Raw genomic sequence first — 21,115 nt, 5'->3', positions numbered from 1 at the left:
ACCTGACACCTTTAGTCTTTAAATTCGTCCATACTCATGGCATCGAGACTGTCCATCGGATCGTCATCATCTTCATCGTCGCTTTCAGCAATACCCAGCAGATCACACAGGATACGATGTCGTGCCATTTTGTCATCAACGTATTGTTGTTCAGCCTTTGAAATCGCTTGTCCTTCATCCAGTTTATCCAGCAAATCAGATAAACGGTTATCAGCTTCCAGTGCTGCCAGTTCATCAGCCGGAGTTGCATATTTTTTCACTGCAGCACGGGCTACCGGTGCTTTAATCAATTGTACTGGTTTTTTACTGCCATGACGGGGATCTTTGTTCACCCGTACCGCCTTCGTTTGCTCGGGTTTTGACTCAACCACATTACGGCTTCCGGCCGGATTACCTTTATGTTTGTTTGTCTTTGAGGAATTCTCTGAGCCGGCGGGCTTTTTTTTCCGGAAGTCCGGATCTTTACGGACACCAATGCGACCAATTTTTCTGGTCTTCTTCGAACGGGACGACATAGTGTGTCTCCTGCTAATAAAAACTAATTACCGGATTATACCAGGTATCTGTGAATGCTTCTTCAACAAAACAACGTCTTTGCTATAAAGAGTGACGTCATACCCATATTGTTTACCAATAAAGGCGAAGGTTTGATCAGAGAAAAATGATACGTGGGTGAGGTCATTTTTGTAATGCCAGCTGGCAAATTTCAATGCGCTTTCAACACGCTTGGTCATAATGACAAGCACACCGTTAACGGCTAACAACCGGGTTAACAATGAAATCTCACGGTGCGGCATATGGAAATGCTCTATGGCTTCCGTACAGGTTATAAAATCATAGTACCCGGATGTTTCAAGGGCAGTGCTGTCATCAGCATAAAAAGGGTCGTATACCGACATATGATAACCCGATTCGCTTAACATACCGGCGAGCACCGGAGCCGGCCCGCATCCGAAATCCAGTCCCTTTGCCGGCGGGGTAACCGTGGCCGTTACAGGCTCCATCGCTCGCTGTAAAAATCGACGATAGCCCTCATCTTCAGCGTTGTTTTCATGGAGATCATATTCCTGCTTTTCTCTTTCTGCGGAGGGCAGAAAGCGTCCGTCAGCAAATACCAGATCACACCGTAGACACTGATGAAACTGTCGACGTTTATCTTCGTGATAAAACTGAATGTCTGAATGCTGACAAAGAGGGCAGGTAAGTTTTGGCATCGGATTAAAAAGGATGAATGCTATTTGTGAAGTGTAACAGGCGCCGGAAAGAAAAAAAGGTGATGGCCTAAACCATCACCTCGTTTATCAGTGTCTGATGACACCTCTCCCGTATTTGCACTAAGTGCAAGGGTGTGCTCCCCTTATTCTTATTTTTCACAGAGCTGGAATTATTGTTCAAGGTCTTCCTGACACTTTTTCCAAAATCCTATACTGTTGCTTTTTATTATTGTTGTATAGCTGGTGCGCTTTCAGGCAAAGCACCAAACTTGAAGTTGTATACTACAGAACAAATTTCAAAAAACAAGGTAATTTTTACAATTAATTAACAAGCTTTGTATAACAAGTACTTAGTGCAGGCCTGCCAGGTAGTTTGACAGTATTTCGATATCTTCATCTGTAAGTTTCATCGCTATATCCCGCATCATTGCGTTCATATCGTTGGCGCGCTGACCCGCTCTGAAACCTTTCAGCTGTGCGGCTACGTAATCGGTATGTTGACCACTGATATCCGGAAACCCGGCCAGACCCATGCCATTACCATCCGGACCGTGACATGCGCTGCAGGAGGGGATCCCACGTTTCTCATCACCGCCGCGATATAAAGCCTGACCCGCAGCAACATAATTTTCTGGCGTTTCGCCGGCTTTTGCTTCCTGAGAGGCAAAATAGGCGGCTAAGTCAGCCATGTCCTGTTCAGAGAGAGGTGCTGCCATACCATTCATGACTGCGTTGTTCCGACCTTCCTGACCACCGGTCTGAGAAGCCAGTTTGAACTCTTTTAGTTGTTTTTCCAGGTATCCAGCATGCTGGCCGGCGATCTTCGGATTCATAGGAATCATAGAGTTACCGTCCATTCCGTGGCAAGCTGCGCACACGGCCGATTTCGCTTTACCGGCTTCAGGGTCGCCTGCCGCCATGGCATTTGTGGTGAAACCTAACGTCATACAAACAACTAAACACAGTTTTTTCATAACTAATCTCTACAAAGGACCAAACGGCTTCGACGATATACGTGATATCATTGTATTTTACACATTTAGCACGCCAGAAAAACCTATTCCATAATAAAACTATGGTTTTATAACCGTTTTCTGACAGGTGTCAAATAAATTAAAATTAAATGCAAAGTATAGACGGATATTCAACATGTCGTATTACACAAAAGCTAAGTTTCTGATGAGCGCGCCTGATATCCGCCATCTAAAGCAGGATGAGGGCATAGAAGTCGCCTTTGCCGGCCGTTCAAACGCCGGAAAATCGAGCGCGTTAAATACACTGACAAGACAAAAGAACCTGGCGAGGACCAGTAAAACACCGGGCCGGACGCAGCTTATCAATATCTTCGAACTTGATGAAACCCGCAGGCTGGTTGACTTGCCGGGCTACGGCTTTGCGCAGGTTCCTATTGCAATGAAGAAGAAGTGGCAGGCCTCGCTGGGCGAGTATCTGCAAAAGCGGAAAAGCTTGCGGGGACTGGTCGTCATGATGGATATCCGGCACCCGTTTAAAGATCTCGATCAGGATCTTATTTACTGGGCAGTCGATGCAGGGTTACCTGTTCTCGCACTTCTGACCAAAGCGGATAAGTTAAAATCTGGTAAACGAAAAGAAGCATTTATGTTTGCCAGAGATGCGGCACTTGCCTTTAACGGGGATGTTACTGTTCAGGCATTCTCGTCTTTATCAAAGATTGGTGTAAGCGAAGCGGCTGCTGTTCTGGATAAGTGGTTTGAACTGAATGAGGAGGAGGACGCTTAGGCGTTTTCTGGATTTCTCGTGCCTGAAAGAAAAATCCCCGACCAAAGTGGCCGGGGAAAAGGACTGAGAGAAAACACATAAAAACCGAAGATATAGAGTGTCCCTGAAGCCGGTTAGTTCAAATTAATTGAAGAAAAATAGAAGTTTTTTTGAGATTTATTTTATTTTTCAATAAAAACAATTGGTTGAGTGCTTTCGGAATGACTTTTCTACGGGCATAAAAAAACCCCGGTAAAACTACCGGGGTTAAAGCAAAGGTTTGAAAACAGCTTTCTCACCTCTGTACCCTACATCCATTAGGGTACAACAGAATGCTGAAAAGGCAAGTGAAATTGTAATAAAATTACCAAATATCGGTGATTGTCACGATAAATACGCTAAATACTGTAATCTACTTACTGTTTTAGTGTGCCTCGTCCCAATTTTCTCCCGTGCCGGCTTCAACCTGTAAAGGAACTGACAGGGCGGCAGCCTGTTCCATCAGGGCTACAATGCTGGCAACGCGTTCTTCCACCACCTCTTCTTTAATTTCAAAAACCAGTTCATCGTGAACCTGCATCATCATAAATACGTCACTGGCGGCTTCTTTTTGGATCCACTCATCAACACGCAGCATTGCCAGTTTGATGATGTCAGCCGCTGTACCCTGCATAGGAGCATTGATTGCCGCACGTTCTGCACCTTTCCTGCGGGCACCGTTGCTTGCTTTAATGTCAGGCAGATACAGTCTGCGCCCGAATACCGTTTCAACATAGCCGGTTTCTTTCGCATGCTCACGGGTTTCATCCATATAGCGCAGTACGCCCGGATAACGTTCAAAATACAAATCCATATATTTTTGTGCGTCGTTACGGGGAATATTCAGTTGTCTGGACAAACCAAAAGCTGACATGCCGTATATCAGTCCGAAGTTTATAGCTTTCGCGCTGCGGCGCTGATCTGCAGTTACTTTCTCAAGAGGCACTGAAAATACTTCAGACGCTGTGGCCTTATGTATGTCTTTGCCCTGCGAGAATGCATCAAGCAAACCCTGATCTTCAGAAAGATGAGCCATAATACGCAGCTCTATTTGAGAGTAATCCGCGGCGACAATCTTATAACCGTCCCGTGGCACGAACGCTTGCCGTACTCTGCGGCCTTCTTCAGTGCGGATAGGGATGTTCTGCAGGTTAGGATCCGTAGAGGACAACCGTCCCGTTGCGGTGACTGCCTGATGATAAGACGTATGCACACGGCCTGTACGGTGATTGATCATCTTTGGCAGCTTGTCTGTGTAAGTATTTTTAAGTTTTGTCAGACCACGGTATTCCATGATCATTTTGGGAATAGGGTAGTCCAGCGCCAGTTCCTGTAATACCTCTTCCGACGTAGACGGGGCGCCTTTAGGCGTTTTCTTGATCACAGGCAAAGATAATTTCTCAAACAGAATCTGTTGCAGCTGTTTAGTTGAACCTAAGTTAAATGTTTCACCCGCGGCTTCATGCACACTGGCTTCCAGTTCAGTTATACGCTTAGCCAGATCCTGGCTTTGCTGATTCAGCTTTTGTGAATCTATCAGTACGCCCAACTGTTCCATCCTGGACAGTACGCTGGCCAGTGGCACTTCGACATCCAGTAATAAATTTTTCAGTGGTTCGTGCTGTTCCAGCCGGCGCCAGATTTCTTCATGCAACCTTAAAGTAACGTCTGCATCTTCGGCGGCATAGGGCGCGGCTTCATTCAAATCAATCTGATTAAAGGTAAGTTGCTTCGCTCCCTTACCGGCAATCTCTTCAAAGTGGATTGTTTTGTGATTCAGGTACGCCATCGCCAGTGAGTCCATGTCATGGCGGGTTGCCGTGCTGTTAAGCACGTAAGACTCAAGCATGGTGTCAAAAGCAATGCCCTGTAAATTGATGTCGTAATTGGCCAGGACGTTTTTGTCGTACTTCAGATGCTGGCCAACCTTTTTAACTGAATCTGATTCCAGCAACGGCTTTAATGCACCAAGCACGTAATCACGGTCAAGTTGCTCCGGTGCATCAGGATAGTCATGTGCTACCGGTACGTAAGCGGCTTCTCCCGGTGCCGTACTGAAAGATACACCAACAATTTCAGCTTCCATATAATCGAGACTGGTGGTCTCAGTATCAAAAGCAAAAAGTGGTGCCTGTTCCAGCTTCTTCAGCCAGTTTTCAAAAGCCGCTTTATCTGTAACGGTTTCGTATTTGCTTTTGTCGATGTCTGACAGTGCAGGAGAGTCGTCTTCACCGTTACTTTCGTCAGTTTCCGCGCTGGTAGCAGATTCCTCTGCGGCTGATTCGGATGAGACTTCAGAAAACCAGCGCTTAAACTCATATTCGGCAAACAGGGCGGCAAGCTTTGTATTATCAGCTTCCGACGGCACCAGCGTTTCCGGCTGAAAATCCATCTCAACATCCAGCTTTATTGTCGCCAGATCATAAGATAACCGCGCCTGCTCTTCATACTCACGCATCTTATCAGCCATGGTTTTGCTGCCACGGAATGAAAGGCCTGCGATAGCGTCCAGATTCTCATAAATGTCTTTAATGCCACCGATCCCGTTCAGCAGTGCCTGTGCACTTTTGTCGCCCACTCCCGGCACGCCCGGAATGTTATCGACTTTGTCCCCTTTAAGGGCCAGGAAATCAATAACCAGCTCCGGAGGAATACCGAATTTTTCCTTAACACCCTCAGTCGTCATGATCTGGTTGTTCATGGTATTGATCAGCGTGACATGCTCATTGACCAGCTGAGCCATATCTTTGTCACCTGTACTGATGAGTGTGTCGATCCCTTTTTCGGTGGCCTGACGTGAAAGGGTTCCGATCACATCATCGGCTTCTACACCTTCTTCCACGATGATCGGTAAGCCCATTGCCCTGATAATGTCATGCAAAGGTGCAATCTGAGATCGTAATTCTTCCGGCATCGGCGGACGGTTTGCCTTGTATTCTTTATACATGTCGTCGCGGAAGGTTTTTCCTTTGGCATCGAAGACTACCGCCATGTGGGTGGGGTTGTACTGGCGGATTAGGCTTCTCAGCATGTTGATCACACCGTAAATCGCACCGGTATCCTGACCTTTAGAATTTGTCAGTGGAGGTAAACCATGGAAGGCGCGGAACAGGTAAGAAGATCCGTCAACCAGAATAAAGGGAGGAGTTTTGTTTTCAGACATAAGGAAACTTAAATCGCAGGCATTAATAAAGTGAGCAGAATGCCACAGGCCGCCTGTTAAAGCCATATAACCGTCTGCGGAGGCATTCGATCCACAAAACCGGATCGCCTGTGGATAACTTTGTGATCAAAATAAAATGAAGTTGGATCGGGCATGCAGATCTGATACGGCTAAAAAATCCGTAGATCTTTGTATATAAGGTTTTGCAGGAATTCGAAGAGATGTCATTACCTTGACGAATTCTTCCCTGATAGTGTGGATAACTTGGTGAATTAAGAATTTGTTGTTTAACCAAGTTGGTCAGTTAATGTAGCATACTGATAACAAACAGTGACAGCAGAGTTTGATAATTTTTGTATAGTTTTTGTTTGTTTTTTAATCGTAAATGGCATAACGCCTGCTGTGGCTGGCTTGCAGAGCAAAGGAGAGTGAAACGTGAAAAAAGTAGCAGTGATTTTAAGTGGAAGTGGTGTATTTGACGGCACTGAATTACATGAGGCAGTGATTACTTTGTTAGCGATTCGCGGTAACGGCGCTGATTATCAATGTTTCGCACCGGATGTTATGCAAATGCATGTGGTTAATCATCTGACCGGTGAAGTGGCTGAAAACGAACAGCGTAATGTGCTGGTTGAATCTGCCCGTATCGCCAGAGGAGAAATTAAACCTGTTACTGAATGTCAGCCTGACAACTTTGACGCTATTATCTTGCCAGGTGGATTTGGTGCGGCCAAGAACCTGTGTACATTTGCGGTTGATGGTGCTGACTGCTCTGTGAATGAAGATGTACTTACTGTATGCAGAGCATTTGCAGAGGCGGGTAAGCCAGCCGGATACGCTTGTATTGCTCCGGCTCTGGCAGCGGCTGTTTACGGTAGTCAGCGTAAAGTGACTATTGGCAATGATGAAGGTGCAGCCGCAGGTATTAATGCACTGGGTGCTGTTCACGTTGACTGTGCAGTAGATGAGATTGTAGTTGATACCGATGCCAAACTGGTAACCACACCTGCTTATATGCTCGCCGGGGATATCCTTGAAGCAAAGGCGGGGATCGACAAAATGGTCGAAACTGTACTGGCAATGAATTAAAACCTCCCGGCAAGACGGGGAGTATCGGCGAATGGGACTTTCCCTTTCGCCATTGTCACCGCATAATGTCAGCTATTGGGGTAGTACACACAACCATGCCTGTCATGGGTAAAAAAACAATAAGGTTCAACGGCACATGCACTATCGTGCAATCGTAAGGATTCTCGGATTACTTGTTGCACTGTTCAGCGTGACAATGGTCCCACCGGCACTGATATCGCTGATGTTTGAAGATGGAAGCGGCCTGCCTTTCATCATTGCGTTCCTGCTTTGTGTAGGCACGGGTATGATGATGTGGTATCCGAACCGCTATCACCGCAAAGAACTGCGTGCGAAAGAAGGCTTTCTTATCGTAGCCCTGTTCTGGACAGTACTGGCAAGCTTTGGTGCGATTCCGTTTATCTTGCTTGAACAGCCCAGTATGACCGTGACCGATGCATTTTTTGAATCCTTTTCCGGTCTCACTACCACGGGTGCTACCGTGATAGAAGGTATAGAGTTTTTACCCCATTCAATTCAATTCTATCGTCAGCAACTACAGTGGCTGGGCGGTATGGGTATCATTGTACTGGCTGTGGCTATCCTGCCTATTCTGGGGGTCGGGGGCATGCAGCTGTACCGGGCAGAAACGCCGGGCCCTGTGAAAGACTCCAAAATGACTCCCCGTATAGCCGATACTGCCAAGCATCTCTGGTATATTTATTTATCGCTGACCATTGCCTGCATGGTAGCTTACTGGCTGGCCGGTATGAACTGGTTTGATGCGATATGCCATTCCTTCGCCACCGTCGCGATAGGTGGTTTCTCTACCCATGATGCCAGCCTGGGCTATTTCGACAGTCCCATGGTTAATGTGATTTGTTCTGTCTTTTTGCTGATTGCGGCACTGAATTTCTCTTTGCATTACGCAGCAGTAAGTTCCCGTTCCCTGAAAGGGTATTTACGGGATCCGGAATTTAAGGCATTTCTGTTTATTCAGTTTACGCTGATCATGATTTGCTTTCTGGTGCTTACATTATCCGGCTATTACACCTCTGCAGAGGAAGCGCTGGATCAGGCTATGATTCAGGCGGTGTCTATCAGTACCACTGCCGGTTTTGCCACCACTGACTTCTCATCCTGGCCGGCGTTCCTGCCTATTTTGCTGATATTCTCCAGTTTTATCGGCGGCTGTGCGTCCTCAACGGGTGGTGGTTTGAAAGTAGTACGGGTACTGTTACTGTTCCTGCAGGGCAAACGTGAAGTTGACCGCCTCATTCATCCTAAAGCCGTGTACTCGGTAAAGTTAGGCGAAAGAGCTATGCCTGACAGGGTAGTTGAGGCCGTGTGGGGATTCTTTTCTGCTTATGCCATTGTGTTTGTAGTGATCATGATTGGCATGATTGCTACGGGTCTGGATAACATTTCTGCTTTTACGGCAACTGCAGCATCGTTGAACAACCTGGGCCCCGGACTGGGCAGCGTAGCGGGTACTTATTCTGAAGTGAGTGACGGCGGTAAATGGTTGCTGGTACTGGCAATGGTATTCGGACGACTGGAAGTATTCTCACTGCTGGTACTGTTTTCACCTACGTTCTGGCGCAGCTGACGCAAACACACTGCGCGGAACGTGGTATCAGTAGAATTACTTGTTATCAGCCGAAGAAGAATGCGCTTGGCTGGAACAGCTTCTCTACATCATTAATGTATTTCTTATCTACCAGAAAAAGAATCACGTGATCGTTGGCTTCAATCTTCGTGTCACTGTGAGCAATGATTACCGTATCTTCCCTGACAATAGCCCCGATCGTTGTGCCCGGCGGTAATTTGATACTACCGATTTCACGGCCAACCACTTTTGAGGTGTTTTCGTCACCGTGGGCAATGGCTTCTATGGCCTCTGCGGCGCCACGGCGCAGAGAATATACGTTAACAATATCACCGCGGCGAATATGGGTAAGCAATGCGGAAATCGTTGCCTGCTGGGGAGAGAATGCAATATCAATTTCACCTCCCTGTACCAGATCCACATAAGCACTGCGCTGAATGAGCACCATGGCCTTTTGTGCACCCATACGCTTAGCCAGCATCGCTGACATGATGTTTGCTTCATCATCGTTGGTGACGGCAATAAAGGCATCTACCTGATCGATACTTTCTTCATTCAGCAACTCAGGATCAGAGGCATCACCACAAAATACGATGGTTTTATCCAGATTCGCAGATAAATACTGTGCGCGTTCAGGGCTGAATTCAATCAGCTTTACGTTGTGTTTGTGCTCGAGACGTTTTGCCAGGCCAGCACCGATAAGACCACCGCCGGCAATCATAATGCGTTTGTAGCTGGATTCCAGCTTCTGCAGTTCACTCATTACCGCACGGATATGTTTGGTGGCTGCAATGAAGAATACTTCATCATCAGCCTCTATCACCGTCGTGCCCAGCGGACGGATTGGACGGCCGCGACGGTAAATTGCCGCAACACGGGTTTCCACATTGGGCATATGTTCTTTCAGGGCTGATAAAGCGTGTCCAACCAGCAGGCCGCCATAGTAGGCTTTAACCGCAACAAGGCTCGCTTTACCTTCGGCAAATTCCACAACCTGAAGCGCACCGGGATAATCAATAAGACGTTTAATTGCAGTGGTTACCAACTGCTCAGGCGCAATGATGTGATCCACAGGAATGTTATTTTCCTGGTACAACTGTTCCTGATAAATGATGTACTGCTCACTGCGAACGCGGGCAATTTTAGTCGGGGTTTTAAACAGGCTGTATGCAACCTGACAGGCAAGCATGTTACTTTCATCGCTGTTTGTTACAGCAATCAGCATATCGGCGTCTTCAGCGCCGGCTTTTTTGAGAATATCAGGGTGGGAACCCACGCCTTCGACTACCTGAAGATCAAGGCGGTCCTGAAGGGCTCGCAGTATAGTGGGATCTGAATCAATCACAGTGATCTCGTTCTTTTCACCAACCAGGTTTTCTGCCAGAGTACCGCCAACCTGTCCCGCGCCAAGAATGATGATTTTCATTGATGTAATTCAGACTCTTACTAGTTTAATGAGAAGACTTTATCAGTCTCGCGTAATAGAAACCATCCATTTGTTCCTCACCGGTTGCTATCTGCCGGCCTGGGAAATCTCTGCTTTCACCCTCACAAAGCTCAGACAATTCCGCATCTGTAGTACGTGCCAGGAACTGCTTTATTTGTTCACGGTTCTCGTCAGGCAGAATGGAACAGGTGGCGTACAGCAAAGTGCCACCCGGCTTCAACAATGACCACATAACATCGAGAATTTCCGACTGCAATGCACCAAGTGCTGCAATATCAGCAGGCTTTCTCAGCCAGCGAATGTCAGGATGACGACGGATAACGCCGGTTGCAGAGCAGGGCGCATCCAGCAGAATGCGATCGAATAATTTCCCGTCCCACCATTGATCAGGACGCAATGCATCACCGGTTTTAATCTCAGGATGATGCTTTAACCGCGTCATATTCTCTTTAACCCGCTCAAGGCGAATTGCATCGCTGTCGATCGCAATGCAGCGGGCCAGCTCAGGCTGAACTTCAAAAAGATGACCGGTTTTGCCGCCCGGAGCAGCACAACAATCCAGTATGGTTTCACCGGGTTGCGGGTCCAGGTAAGGTGCGGCAAGCTGAGCTGCGCCATCTTGCACCGCAAACCAGCCTTTGTCGTAACCCGGCAGTGCAGTAATGTCACTGCGGGAGATAAGTCTTACCGCCTGAGGATGGGAAGCCACCGTTTCAAACGGGATGTTCATTTCAGTCAGGGCATCACAAAAGGTTTCACGTGAAACCTGGCACGTATTCACCCTTAACCAGATAGGCGCCTGATCATTGGTTTGTTCAATAATGCGGCCGGCAACCTGCGGGTAAGCATCCTGAATGCGTTTAAATAGCCACTTGGGTAATCCGCTTGCAATAATGGGATCGTCTACCGGCTTATCTGCCAGCCCCTGACGTTCAAAGTTACGCAGGATAGCGTTAACCAGTCCTTTCAAAGACATACCACCCAAATAAGAAGCGGCATTCACTGTTTCGCTTACTGCTGCGTGAGAGGATACGCGGCTGAAAGCCAGTTGATAGAGACCAAGCAGCATCAGGTGCTCCAGGATCTTCTTATTCCCTTTCAGAGGCTTATCAAGTAATCCCCGTAACCAGAATTGCAAAACTGGTAGTTGACGCATGACACCCAGCGACATTTCCTGAATCCAGGCGTTATCTTTTCCGTGATGCCGGCGTTGTACTTTAGCAAGACATTCTCTGCTGGATTTACCGTTTTCCAGGATCTGAAAAATTACCCAGGCAGTATCGGCGCGTAAATTCTTTTGTCTTGAAAGGGGAACCGGCTGACCTGAAGCCATTATGCTTCTCCGCCAACCAGTTTACCGGCCACAAACCATTGTTGCCGTGCATTCACAACATCGCCTGCCGGCAAGGCTTTTTTGCCGGGAATTTGTAGTTGCGTGATGATTAAATCTTTCGTGGCAGTGGCAATAACGATACCGTGTTTACTGGCACTTACCACTGTGCCCGGTTGTTGTGTTGACGTATTGTCGCTCACATGTGCAGACCATACTTTCACATTATCCTTGCCGATTTGCATCCACGCCACCGGCCAGGGATTAAACGCACGGATGTTTCTTTCAATTTGCTCTGCGCTGTCCTGCCAGTCGATAAGAGCCTCTTCTTTACTGAGCTTCTTCGCGTAGGAGGCCAGATTATCATCCTGCTTTTCTGCTTTTGCAGTATAGCTTTCCAAATCGTTCAGCACGTTAACCAGAGCCTCAGGTCCCAGCTTCGCAAGCTTATCGTAGAGCGTGGCACTGGTATCTTCCGGTTCAATAGGCAGCCTGGCAATATGCAACATATCGCCGGTATCTAAGCCAACATCCATTTGCATAATGGTCACGCCGGTTTCTTCATCGCCTGCCCACAAAGAGCGCTGAATAGGTGCCGCTCCGCGCCACTTCGGTAAAATAGAACCATGTACGTTAATGCAGCCTGAGCGGGGCATATCCAGAACAGCCTGCGGCAGTAACAAACCATAAGCCACTACTACCATCACATCAGCGTTCAACTCATTCAGCGTTTCCTGAGCTTCCTGTGCTTTTAAAGAAGCAGGCTGATAAACATTGATGCCATTTTCTTCAGCCAATACTTTTACAGGGCTGGGCGTCAGCTTTTTACCCCGTCCGGCAGGACGGTCAGGTTGCGTATAAACAGCAATAACCTCATGCTCAGAACCGAGCAGGGCGCGTAAATGGTCGGCAGCAAAATCCGGCGTACCGGCAAAAATGATTCGTAGTGGTGTGGTCACAAATAGTCCTAGGCTTTAGCTGCCAGTCTTGCTTCTTTTTCTAACTTCTTCCGGATACGCTGGCGTTTCAGCGGTGACAGGTAATCAATAAACAATTTACCTTTCAGATGATCCAGTTCGTGCTGAATACAGATAGCCAGCAGACCGTCAGCTTCAAGCTCAAAAGGATTCCCTTCACCGTCCAATGCTTTAACAGTCACCCGTTCTGCACGGTCTACTTTGGCGTAATTACCGGGTACCGATAAACAGCCTTCCTCACTGATGGTGGAACCATCTTTCGCTGTGATTTCAGGGTTCACGAATACTCTGGGCGTATCCTGATTTTCAGATACATCCATCACTACAACCTGTACATGTTTGTCTACCTGCGTGGCGGCAAGGCCGATGCCTTTCTCATCGCGCATGGTTTCGAACATGTCCGAGATCAGTTGCTTAATTTCTTCATCTACTGACTCAACGGGTTTCGCTACGGTGCGTAGGCGTTCGTCAGGAAAACTTAATACGTCTAAAATTGCCATCTGTCGTTCTGCTTCGCTTGCGTGTATGAATTAATATACGATCCAATAGCCAGCGCTATTTACACATTGGTTTCTGATACTATTCTATCGTATAACGGTAACTGCCGTGCAGTTTTTTGCTGGAAATAGCGGATACATGGCCGATATAGAGTCAATGTCGAAAATTTCAACAGGAGTGGTTGGAGCAAACATGACAACCGGATCGATAAAAAAGCGCTTTACCGCTGCCCTGACCGCAGTGACAGTGATCTTAAGCTGCCTTACCGGGTTAGCTCAGGCAGTCACGCTAAAAGAAGATGCCCCGCAAACCTATACAGTGAAACGCAATGATACGTTATGGGATATTGCCAGTCTGTTTCTGGACAAGCCCTGGTTATGGCCGGAGCTGTGGCGTAACAATACCCAAATTATCAATCCTCATTTGATTTACCCCGGCGACGTGCTGGTAATACGAATTGTCGACGGTCAGCCGGTACTGGTAGTTCAGCGGGATAAAAAACACATCACCCTTGGCCCGTCCCTGCGTAAACAAAATAAGCCTGACCCCATCAGTATGTTGCCCTGGTCCGTTATTGCTCCTTACATCAATCAGAATGAATTACTGGATGAAGAGGTCTATGAAAAGCTTCCCCATATTCTCGGTAATCAAACCGGCGATATCCGTTTTGTTACCGATGATTTAGTGATCAGCCGGAGTTACGGCCGATCTTCAGATCAGTATCGTGTAGTCCGCAGACAATCTACTATTGAAAACCTGGACGGAGAGATCCTCGGGATTCAGGTTCATCATGTTGCTGATGCCAATATGATTGACGATACCGTGCCGTTCCAGTGGCTGGTCAAAGTCACCAAATCAAACTTTGAGGCAGCCCGTGGCGACCGGCTGTATGACGGAGATTTCACAGACCGGCAGGATCTCGTGCTGCAGGCTGCAACGCCGGAACAGCGGGGTTTTGTAGTAGGGAATCTTCATCAGCATCAGTTGCTGGGTAAAGACGATGTGGTCATTGTGGATTTAGGTTCTGAGCAAGTGTCTCCCGGCACTGTGATGGGACTTTATTCTCAGGGGCCAGATATTATTGACGGTGAATTACCCAAATACGCTGGCGAAAATAATGCCATGTACAGCGTGTTTAACGATGGCAGCACGGTGCATCAGCCGGCCATTAAAATCGGCGAAATCGTCATTTTCAAAACATTTGATAAAGCCAGCTACGGCATCATTACCCGTGCCAGAGAACTGGTAAAGACGGGTGCTATTGTCGCTAATCCTTAACCGGGATAACCCATACCGTAGCTGAGGGGCTGCGGTATGCGGAAAAATAATCAAAATACTTCAATACATTCATGGCTGTCACTGGCATCAGTGCCGGCCATGACTACAGCGAAATGGAATGCGCTACTCAATAAATACAGCATTTCAGCCTGCGCCTTTCTCCACTCCGATGAGTGGATGACAAATCCTGACCATCCTCTTACTTCTGAACAGCTGGCGCAGATTCGCCAGTTACGGAAATCTGCAAATGACAAGCTTCTTGATCAGGCTTATCGCTGGCTGGACAGAGACCCGGCGAATCAGATCATTACCCGGGACATGCCGGACTGGCCTTCAGGGTTCAGTAGTCTAACATCACCACCATTACTCTTGTTTGCCAGAGGGAATACTTCACGTCTTGGCGATCCGCAAATTGCGGTTGTCGGCAGCAGAATGGCTACCCGGGCAGGTCTTTCAACTGCTGCATTATTTGCATCACAACTGGCCGCTGCCGGCGTCACTGTGACCAGCGGGCTTGCCAGCGGTATTGATGCAGCAGCCCATAAGGCTGCTATTGCCATTGAGGGTAGAACGGTAGCCTTTCTGGGAAGCGGGCCGGATGTTATCTATCCCCGCCGGAACATTCATCTGGCGGAGGAAATCGTCAGTCATAACGGATTGCTCGTGTCTGAGTTTTCACCCGGTACACCACCGAAACGTCATCACTTTCCTGGCAGAAATCGCTTAATCGCTGCCATTTCAGCCGGTACGCTGGTGGTCGAAGCAACAATAAAGAGTGGTACCTTGATAACTGCCAATCTGGCCGCAGATCTGGGACGCGAAGTGTTCGCTGTGCCGGGCAATATCGCAAATGTGCAGACAGAAGGTTGTCATGCACTTATTCAGCAAGGTGCTAAACTTGTGGTAACTGCAGACCACATCCTGGAGGAATTTAACCATCTTGCCAGATCGCCCGTTGCTGCCGCAGCTGAGCAACAACAAAAAAGTGAAGATCAAAACTTGGCAACCGATAAATTATTAGATAGTGTGGACTTTGATGTAACTGGCGTTGACATCATTGCCGAACGCAGCGCACTGCCTGTATCAGCGGTTATGGCGGCATTATTAGAATATGAACTGCGTGGTCTCGTAACCCCCGTTCCCGGTGGTTACGTCAAATTGAGGGGGAAATAAACCATGTTCGACATCCTCATGTATCTGTTTGAGAACTTCATTCATAGCGAAACGGAAATCCGCGTCGATCAGGACGAACTGACGGATGAGTTAATACGCGCTGGCTTTCATCATGATGAAATCTATAAGGCGTTAGCATGGCTGGAGAAACTGGCTGCACTCCAGGAAACGGATAATAAGCCGTATTTCTGTCAGCGTATATCATCTGGCGTCAGCCGCATTTATACCCAGGAAGAGCAAATGCGTCTGGATGTGGAGTGCCAGGGATTCCTGCTGTTTTTAGAGCAGGTTGGTGTACTCGACGCGTCTACACGTGAAATGGTTATCGACAGAGTGATGGAAATAGACTCTCCTGAGTTCTGTCTTGAAGATTTAAAATGGGTCGTGTTGATGGTGTTATTCAACGTGCCCGGTAAAGAGAATGCGTATGCACAGATGGAAGATCTTCTGTTTGAAGAATCTGATGGTACGCTGCATTAATCAGGAGTAGTACCGGCATGGTCCCCGGGATGCCTCCTGAATTTGTGCTCTAAGGTATCAGGGGTTCATGTCAAAAATAGATCATTCCTTATTCAGTGCTCATGAGCATGCGCTTGAGCACGCCTTCGGTGACTGCCCCGAATGCGGCAGTCATCTTCAAATCCGAAATAGCAAGAGTGGCCCTTTCCTTGGGTGTACGGCTTATCCCGAATGTCATTTCAGTAAGCCGTTACATGATCAACAAACAACAACGTTAAAAGAAATCGCCGGCACGGTGTGTCCCGACTGCGGTAGTACGATGGCCATTAAAAAAGGTCGCTACGGTATGTTTATCGGCTGTACAAATTTTCCTGAATGTCATCATATTGAGCCGGTAAAACAGCAGGAGGACACGCAGATCACTTGTCCCCAATGTAATACCGGACACATCATTGAGCGCACAAATAAATACGGAAAGCGCTTTTATGCGTGCAATCATTATCCTCAATGCAAGTATGTGGTAAATTTCCCGCCCGTTCCGGGTAGCTGTCCAGATTGTGGCTGGGGCCTTTTGATCAATAAAAAAGGCAAAGTGTGCTGCCCGCAAGTTAAATGCGATTATCAGGCAGAGCCCGAAAATGAGTAATGAACAACAGATTGACCCTGTAAAAGAAGCGTTTGAACAGGGAGCGTTAATTGTTTATCCCACCGAAGCGGTAATGGGGATAGGGTGCGACCCTGATAATGAGCTGGCGGTTCACAAACTATTACAACTGAAGCAACGTCCGGTTGAAAAAGGCATGATCCTGATTGCTGATACCTATTCCCGTTTGCTGCCTTACGTTAATGACAATGCTGTTCCTCCTGATCGCAGAGCGCAAATTTTCTCATCATGGCCCGGGCCGAATACCTGGCTTTTGCCGAAGTCCAAAACAGCGCCCGGTTGGATCACAGGTTCTCACGAAAAAATAGCAGTTCGGGTGACAACACATCCGGTAGTGAAAGCGTTGTGTGAAAAGCTGGGCAAGCCTCTGGTTTCTACCAGCGCCAATCCTTCCGGTGAAGAACCTGCAAGAACACAGGATGAAGCCAGGGCTTATTTTGCAGACAGCGTTATCTATATTGACGGCGATGTGGGGGGACTGGACAGGCCCAGTACAATCCGTGACTGCGATTCCGGCCGTGTGATCAGAGATTAAATAATGCAAACAATGAATATTGAAGACACAAACAAGGCAATAGAAAAAGTTAAAGCTTTCCTGCTGGCCTTGCAGGATAACATTTGTCAGACACTGGAGCTGGTTGATGGCAAAGGTCAGTTCGTAGAAGACAGCTGGGAAAGAGAACTGGGTGGCGGTGGCCGCTCAAGAGTGCTTAAAAACGGCGCGGTGATAGAGCAGGGCGGTGTCAATTTCAGTCACGTGTTCGGCGGAGCCATGCCGGCTTCTGCAACTGCATCACGACCTGAGCTGGCCGGCAGAAGTTTTCAGGCAATGGGGGTGTCTCTGGTTATTCATCCTCACAACCCCTATGTACCCACCTCTCATGCTAATGTGCGTTTTTTTATTGCTGAAAAACCGGGAGAAACGCCCATCTGGTGGTTTGGTGGTGGCTTTGACCTCACGCCGTTCTATCCCTTTAAAGAAGATGTTCAGCACTGGCACGACACCGCTAAAAAGTGCTGTGCTCCTTTTGGGGATGACATTTATGCCAGATATAAGAAATGGTGTGATGACTATTTTTATCTGAAACATCGTGACGAAACCCGTGGTGTTGGCGGTCTCTTTTTTGATGACCTGAATGAATGGGGATTTGATAAAAGCTTCGAATTTATGCAGTCAGTAGGTAATGGCTATCTGGACGCATATGTTCCGGTCGTCGAACGCCGTAAAGGCATGTCTTACTCAGAACGTGAACGGCAGTTTCAGCTTTATCGTCGCGGGCGTTATGTCGAGTTCAATCTGGTGTATGACCGCGGCACGTTGTTCGGGTTACAAACCGGTGGCCGTACAGAGTCCATTCTGATGTCCATGCCGCCCCTCGCCCGCTGGGAATATGGCTTCGAAGCGCCCGCAGGCAGCGCTGAAGCGAAGCTGGCTAACTGGCTGAAACCCACAGACTGGTAAGTTCTTCCTTTCCTGACTATTGATTCAGATCAATGGTCAGGAAGCTGATTTTAAAACCATTTTTTTCTGTTGTTCCAGATCAACATTTTGATTCTCCTGAGGCGTACAGTACGCACATCAACGTTAAACACACGAGAGAATCGAAATGAAAACAACCACTCTGGCTACTGTTATCCTCGCAGCCCTCATTGCTGCTCCTGCCGCTCAAGCATATGAAAAAGGCGACTGGGTTGTACGTGGCGGTCTTACAACGGTTGCACCTGACGACGAAACATCCACCATTATTGCCGGTGGTGCAGATTTAGGCGTAGATTTGTCGGTTGATAACGATACGCAACTGGGTCTGAATGTTGCGTATTTTATAACCGACAACATCAATATTGAATTACTCGCAGCGACACCATTTACCCATGACGTCAGTTTTGGTGTGTCTGACCCACTGGGCACAGGTGATAAGCTGGGAGAGGTGACACACTTGCCCCCTACATTAACCGTTAATTACTACTTCAATGATCCCGCAGCAGTGTTTCAGCCTTATATCGGTGCGGGTCTGAACTATACATTCATTTTTGACGAGGAATTTACTTCGGCTAACGGAGATGCAGGACTGACGGATTTAGATCTGGATAACTCTTTTGGTGTTTCTGCACAAATCGGTGCGGATTACATGCTGAATAACGACTGGCACATTAATACGTCAGTAAGGTGGATTGATATTGATACCGAAGCCACCTTCAATGTGGGTGAAGCACAGGGAAGCGTGAATGATATTCAAATTGATCCCTGGGTTTACACTATCTCTGTAGGTTACACATTCTGATCATCTGACATTTAGTTTCCATGCGTTTTTCGCACTTGCCTTTTGCCCTCCTTATCCGGAGGGCTTTTTTATTGTTCCGTATTAATCATATGTTCTGCGAGTTGATCCAGCGCTTCCAGTAACTTCTCTGCAAGAGTAATGTCGTGAACCGATTGCAGCATCGCCTTTCGCATGCAATACATCCATTGACGCTTCAGTGCCGGTGTCACAGCAAAGCCGAGGTGTCTGGCACGCAAGCGGGGATGACCAAATTGCTTTTCAAACTCATTGGGACCGCCAAGCCACATGGTTAAATAAAGAAAAAAGACATGTCTTATTCTGTCCATTGGTTGCGGATGTATTGCAAGTAACTCTTCAGCCATAGGATCTTGTTCCATGATGTCATAGAATCGGTTGGCAATAAGTTTTACCGCTTCTTCTCCCCCGATTGCTTCATAGGGTGTGGAGGGGGTTGTGTCTGAAGACGTTTTCTTTGATTTGTTTAATAAGCTAAAGAGACCCATGAAAAAATTCGCTGTATTTGGAAACCCGATTTCTCAGAGTTTATCACCTGCAATTCATCATATGTTTGCTGATTTAACCGGGGAGACCATTCAATATGAAAAGATTGAAGCGCCCATTGAAGGTTTCGAAGATACAGTTACGAATTTCTTTGCTGATGAGCGGGCTGTGGGATGCAATGTTACAGTCCCGTTCAAGGAAAGGGCGTTCAAATTAAGTGAAGCAAATTGTAATGAAGAGGCGGCAACCGCAAAAGCCGTTAATACATTGCATAAAGTAGACGACTGCCTGAATGGTTATACGACTGACGGCATGGGACTGGTTGCGGACTTACTCAGTACAACAGGCAGTTTAAGCGGTAAGCGTATTTTACTTATTGGTGCCGGTGGTGCTACCCGCGGTGTAGCAGGGCCATTACTGAGAGAAAATCCGGAATCATTATTTATTGCCAACCGTACTTTTGCCAAAGCACAGGCGATTGTGTCAGATATAGCAAACCCTAAGTTTGAAGCGATAACGGCTGACGATCTCGTCAGCATTGATGCCCATATTATTATTAATTGCACGTCAGCGAGTTTGACGGGCGATCTGCCGGTTGTGTCTGACAGTATGTTCGGTAAATGCGAGTTGGCTTACGACATGGTATACAGTAGTCAGCCAACACGCTTTATGCAGTATGCTGCTGAGAAAGGGGCTGCAGGAACCAAAGACGGATTTGGTATGCTGGTGGAACAGGCAGCTGCAGCATTCACCATCTGGACAGGTAAAAGGCCGGAGACTGCCGGTGTTATTCAGAAACTTCGTCCTTAAACGGTAGTTCAGATTCAGCCTTGCGTAAGGTATTCATCTTTCAGCCGGACATAGTTGTCTGCCGAAATCTTAAGAAAGGCCTGTTCACTCTCTTTGAGCGGGCGCTTTTTCACCATTGGATTGCCTACATATAGATAGCCACTCTCAAGGCGCTTGTTTGGCGGGACTAATGTACCTGCTCCGATAAACACATCATCTTCTACAACAGTACCGTCCATCACAATGGCACCCATACCAACAAGAATACGGTTGCCCAGTGTGCATCCGTGAAGCATGCATTTATGTCCTATCGTTACATCATCACCAATAATAAGTGGGTTACCGTCAAGATTACCGGCAGATTTCCTGGTGACGTGAAGCACTGAACCATCCTGAACGTTCGTTCGGTCGCCTATCTTTATGTAATTAACATCGCCTCTGGCTGCAACCAGCGGCCATATACTTGAATCTGATCCTATAGCGATATCTCCGACAAGCACGCTTGAATCATCGATATAACAGTTATCAGCAATAGAAGGGGAAACAGAATTGTACTTTCTGACAGGCATAGTAAAGCTCTCATAATCAATAATAACGGTACTATACCCGTGTGATCGCTCGCTTTATAGGCGTGGAAGTATAAGAAATAAGCGTTCGGATGAATTGTTTCAGTTTTTTGAAAATAACCGTTGACGTGCGAACTGAACTCCCTATAATGCGCACCACTTCGACGGGGAACGTCACTGACAGACACCGCGAAGTGCTTATAGAATAAGGCTTAGAGCTGAATTCGATAAGCAGTTTTCAGAAGCAACTCTTCGAAATTAAATTCAAAAAGTTGTTGACACTGAAAACGAAACGCGTAGAATGCGCGTCCCGCTTCA

At 47.4% G+C, this 21,115-nt stretch carries 21 protein-coding genes; 11 read left to right on the top strand and 10 right to left on the bottom strand.

All coding sequences use genetic code 11. The annotated features are described in order from the left end of the window. Positions 1-11: 11 nt before the first annotated feature. The 3 genes from yihI to AC4PME_RS15835 all read right to left on the bottom strand — a co-directional run bounded on the left by yihI (position 12) and on the right by AC4PME_RS15835 (position 2,188). Complete coding sequence (gene yihI, locus AC4PME_RS15845) at positions 12-515, bottom strand: Der GTPase-activating protein YihI (RefSeq protein ID WP_303572558.1); 504 nt, start codon at positions 513-515, stop codon at positions 12-14. 27 nt (positions 516-542) lie between these two features. Next, positions 543-1,214: a class I SAM-dependent methyltransferase gene (locus AC4PME_RS15840; RefSeq protein ID WP_491044881.1), complete on the bottom strand. Its 672-nt coding sequence runs from the start codon at positions 1,212-1,214 to the stop codon at positions 543-545. A gap of 350 nt (positions 1,215-1,564) precedes the next feature. After that, positions 1,565-2,188 carry a c-type cytochrome gene (locus AC4PME_RS15835; protein WP_119499435.1) on the bottom strand — a complete coding sequence of 208 codons (624 nt, stop codon included), beginning with the start codon at positions 2,186-2,188 and terminating at the stop codon, positions 1,565-1,567. 175 nt (positions 2,189-2,363) lie between these two features. Between AC4PME_RS15835 and yihA the strand changes: the two genes are divergently transcribed. Further along, positions 2,364-2,975, top strand: coding sequence for a ribosome biogenesis GTP-binding protein YihA/YsxC (gene yihA, locus AC4PME_RS15830; RefSeq protein ID WP_119499436.1), 612 nt, complete (start codon positions 2,364-2,366; stop codon positions 2,973-2,975). Between the two features lie 403 nt (positions 2,976-3,378). On the opposite strand, the gene polA is transcribed toward yihA, so the two are convergent. After that, the gene (polA, locus tag AC4PME_RS15825; protein WP_491044901.1) at positions 3,379-6,156 is read right to left on the bottom strand and encodes a DNA polymerase I; all 2,778 of its coding nucleotides are present in this window, start codon (positions 6,154-6,156) and stop codon (positions 3,379-3,381) included. Between the two features lie 435 nt (positions 6,157-6,591). Between polA and elbB the strand changes: the two genes are divergently transcribed. Continuing rightward, positions 6,592-7,245, top strand: a complete 654-nt coding sequence (gene elbB / locus AC4PME_RS15820) for an isoprenoid biosynthesis glyoxalase ElbB (RefSeq protein WP_491044882.1) — start codon at positions 6,592-6,594, stop codon at positions 7,243-7,245. Positions 7,246-7,381: 136 nt separating this feature from the next. Beyond that, positions 7,382-8,833, top strand: a complete 1,452-nt coding sequence (locus AC4PME_RS15815) for a TrkH family potassium uptake protein (protein WP_491044883.1) — start codon at positions 7,382-7,384, stop codon at positions 8,831-8,833. Positions 8,834-8,879: 46 nt separating this feature from the next. On the opposite strand, the gene trkA is transcribed toward AC4PME_RS15815, so the two are convergent. Genes trkA through def form a run of 4 tightly spaced genes read right to left on the bottom strand, consistent with a single transcriptional unit; the run spans position 8,880 to position 13,087 of the window. Next, complete coding sequence (trkA, locus tag AC4PME_RS15810) at positions 8,880-10,259, bottom strand: Trk system potassium transporter TrkA (RefSeq protein ID WP_491044884.1); 1,380 nt, start codon at positions 10,257-10,259, stop codon at positions 8,880-8,882. A 25-nt stretch (positions 10,260-10,284) separates the two neighbouring features. After that, positions 10,285-11,613: a 16S rRNA (cytosine(967)-C(5))-methyltransferase RsmB gene (rsmB, locus tag AC4PME_RS15805; RefSeq protein ID WP_491044885.1), complete on the bottom strand. Its 1,329-nt coding sequence runs from the start codon at positions 11,611-11,613 to the stop codon at positions 10,285-10,287. Beyond that, the gene (gene fmt, locus AC4PME_RS15800; protein ID WP_491044886.1) at positions 11,613-12,569 is read right to left on the bottom strand and encodes a methionyl-tRNA formyltransferase; all 957 of its coding nucleotides are present in this window, start codon (positions 12,567-12,569) and stop codon (positions 11,613-11,615) included. Before fmt ends, rsmB begins: the two co-directional genes overlap by 1 nt. An 8-nt stretch (positions 12,570-12,577) precedes the next feature. Further along, positions 12,578-13,087, bottom strand: coding sequence for a peptide deformylase (gene def, locus AC4PME_RS15795; protein ID WP_491044887.1), 510 nt, complete (start codon positions 13,085-13,087; stop codon positions 12,578-12,580). 190 nt (positions 13,088-13,277) lie between these two features. Here def and AC4PME_RS15790 point away from each other — a divergent pair, with 190 nt between their 5' ends. The 7 genes from AC4PME_RS15790 to AC4PME_RS15760 all read left to right on the top strand — a co-directional run bounded on the left by AC4PME_RS15790 (position 13,278) and on the right by AC4PME_RS15760 (position 18,941). Next, complete coding sequence (locus AC4PME_RS15790) at positions 13,278-14,363, top strand: LysM peptidoglycan-binding domain-containing protein (protein WP_232373446.1); 1,086 nt, start codon at positions 13,278-13,280, stop codon at positions 14,361-14,363. A 36-nt stretch (positions 14,364-14,399) separates the two neighbouring features. Then, on the top strand, positions 14,400-15,536 hold the full coding sequence (gene dprA / locus AC4PME_RS15785) for a DNA-processing protein DprA (protein ID WP_491044888.1): 1,137 nt from the start codon (positions 14,400-14,402) through the stop codon (positions 15,534-15,536). Positions 15,537-15,539: 3 nt separating this feature from the next. Beyond that, positions 15,540-16,016, top strand: a complete 477-nt coding sequence (locus tag AC4PME_RS15780; RefSeq protein WP_119499443.1) for a DUF494 family protein — start codon at positions 15,540-15,542, stop codon at positions 16,014-16,016. A 67-nt stretch (positions 16,017-16,083) separates the two neighbouring features. Next, a complete protein-coding gene (locus tag AC4PME_RS15775) occupies positions 16,084-16,641 on the top strand; it encodes a DNA topoisomerase family protein (protein ID WP_119499444.1) in 558 nt (185 codons plus the stop codon). After that, positions 16,634-17,194 carry an L-threonylcarbamoyladenylate synthase type 1 TsaC gene (gene tsaC / locus AC4PME_RS15770; RefSeq protein WP_490710439.1) on the top strand — a complete coding sequence of 187 codons (561 nt, stop codon included), beginning with the start codon at positions 16,634-16,636 and terminating at the stop codon, positions 17,192-17,194. The genes AC4PME_RS15775 and tsaC overlap by 8 nt, the downstream gene beginning before the upstream one ends. A 3-nt stretch (positions 17,195-17,197) precedes the next feature. Further along, positions 17,198-18,121 carry an oxygen-dependent coproporphyrinogen oxidase gene (hemF, locus tag AC4PME_RS15765; protein WP_232373448.1) on the top strand — a complete coding sequence of 308 codons (924 nt, stop codon included), beginning with the start codon at positions 17,198-17,200 and terminating at the stop codon, positions 18,119-18,121. Between the two features lie 145 nt (positions 18,122-18,266). After that, entirely contained in the window at positions 18,267-18,941 is a 675-nt protein-coding gene (locus AC4PME_RS15760; protein WP_491044889.1) for an OmpW/AlkL family protein, read from the top strand. A 68-nt stretch (positions 18,942-19,009) separates the two neighbouring features. On the opposite strand, the gene AC4PME_RS15755 is transcribed toward AC4PME_RS15760, so the two are convergent. Beyond that, positions 19,010-19,444 (bottom strand): group II truncated hemoglobin, encoded by a 435-nt coding sequence (locus AC4PME_RS15755; protein ID WP_491044890.1) that lies wholly within the window; start codon positions 19,442-19,444, stop codon positions 19,010-19,012. On the opposite strand from AC4PME_RS15755, the gene aroE reads away from it, so the two are divergent. Continuing rightward, entirely contained in the window at positions 19,443-20,252 is an 810-nt protein-coding gene (gene aroE, locus AC4PME_RS15750; RefSeq protein WP_491044891.1) for a shikimate dehydrogenase, read from the top strand. The genes AC4PME_RS15755 and aroE overlap by 2 nt on opposite strands. A gap of 14 nt (positions 20,253-20,266) precedes the next feature. Here the strand turns inward: aroE and AC4PME_RS15745 are convergent, their stop codons facing one another. Next, positions 20,267-20,800, bottom strand: a complete 534-nt coding sequence (locus tag AC4PME_RS15745) for a gamma carbonic anhydrase family protein (RefSeq protein WP_491044892.1) — start codon at positions 20,798-20,800, stop codon at positions 20,267-20,269. Positions 20,801-21,115 lie beyond the last annotated feature (315 nt).

It is taken from the genome of Alteromonas sp. (assembly GCF_984505615.1).
Note: the sequence above shows the minus strand (reverse complement) of the source record. Positions and strands in the feature narration are given on the sequence as shown.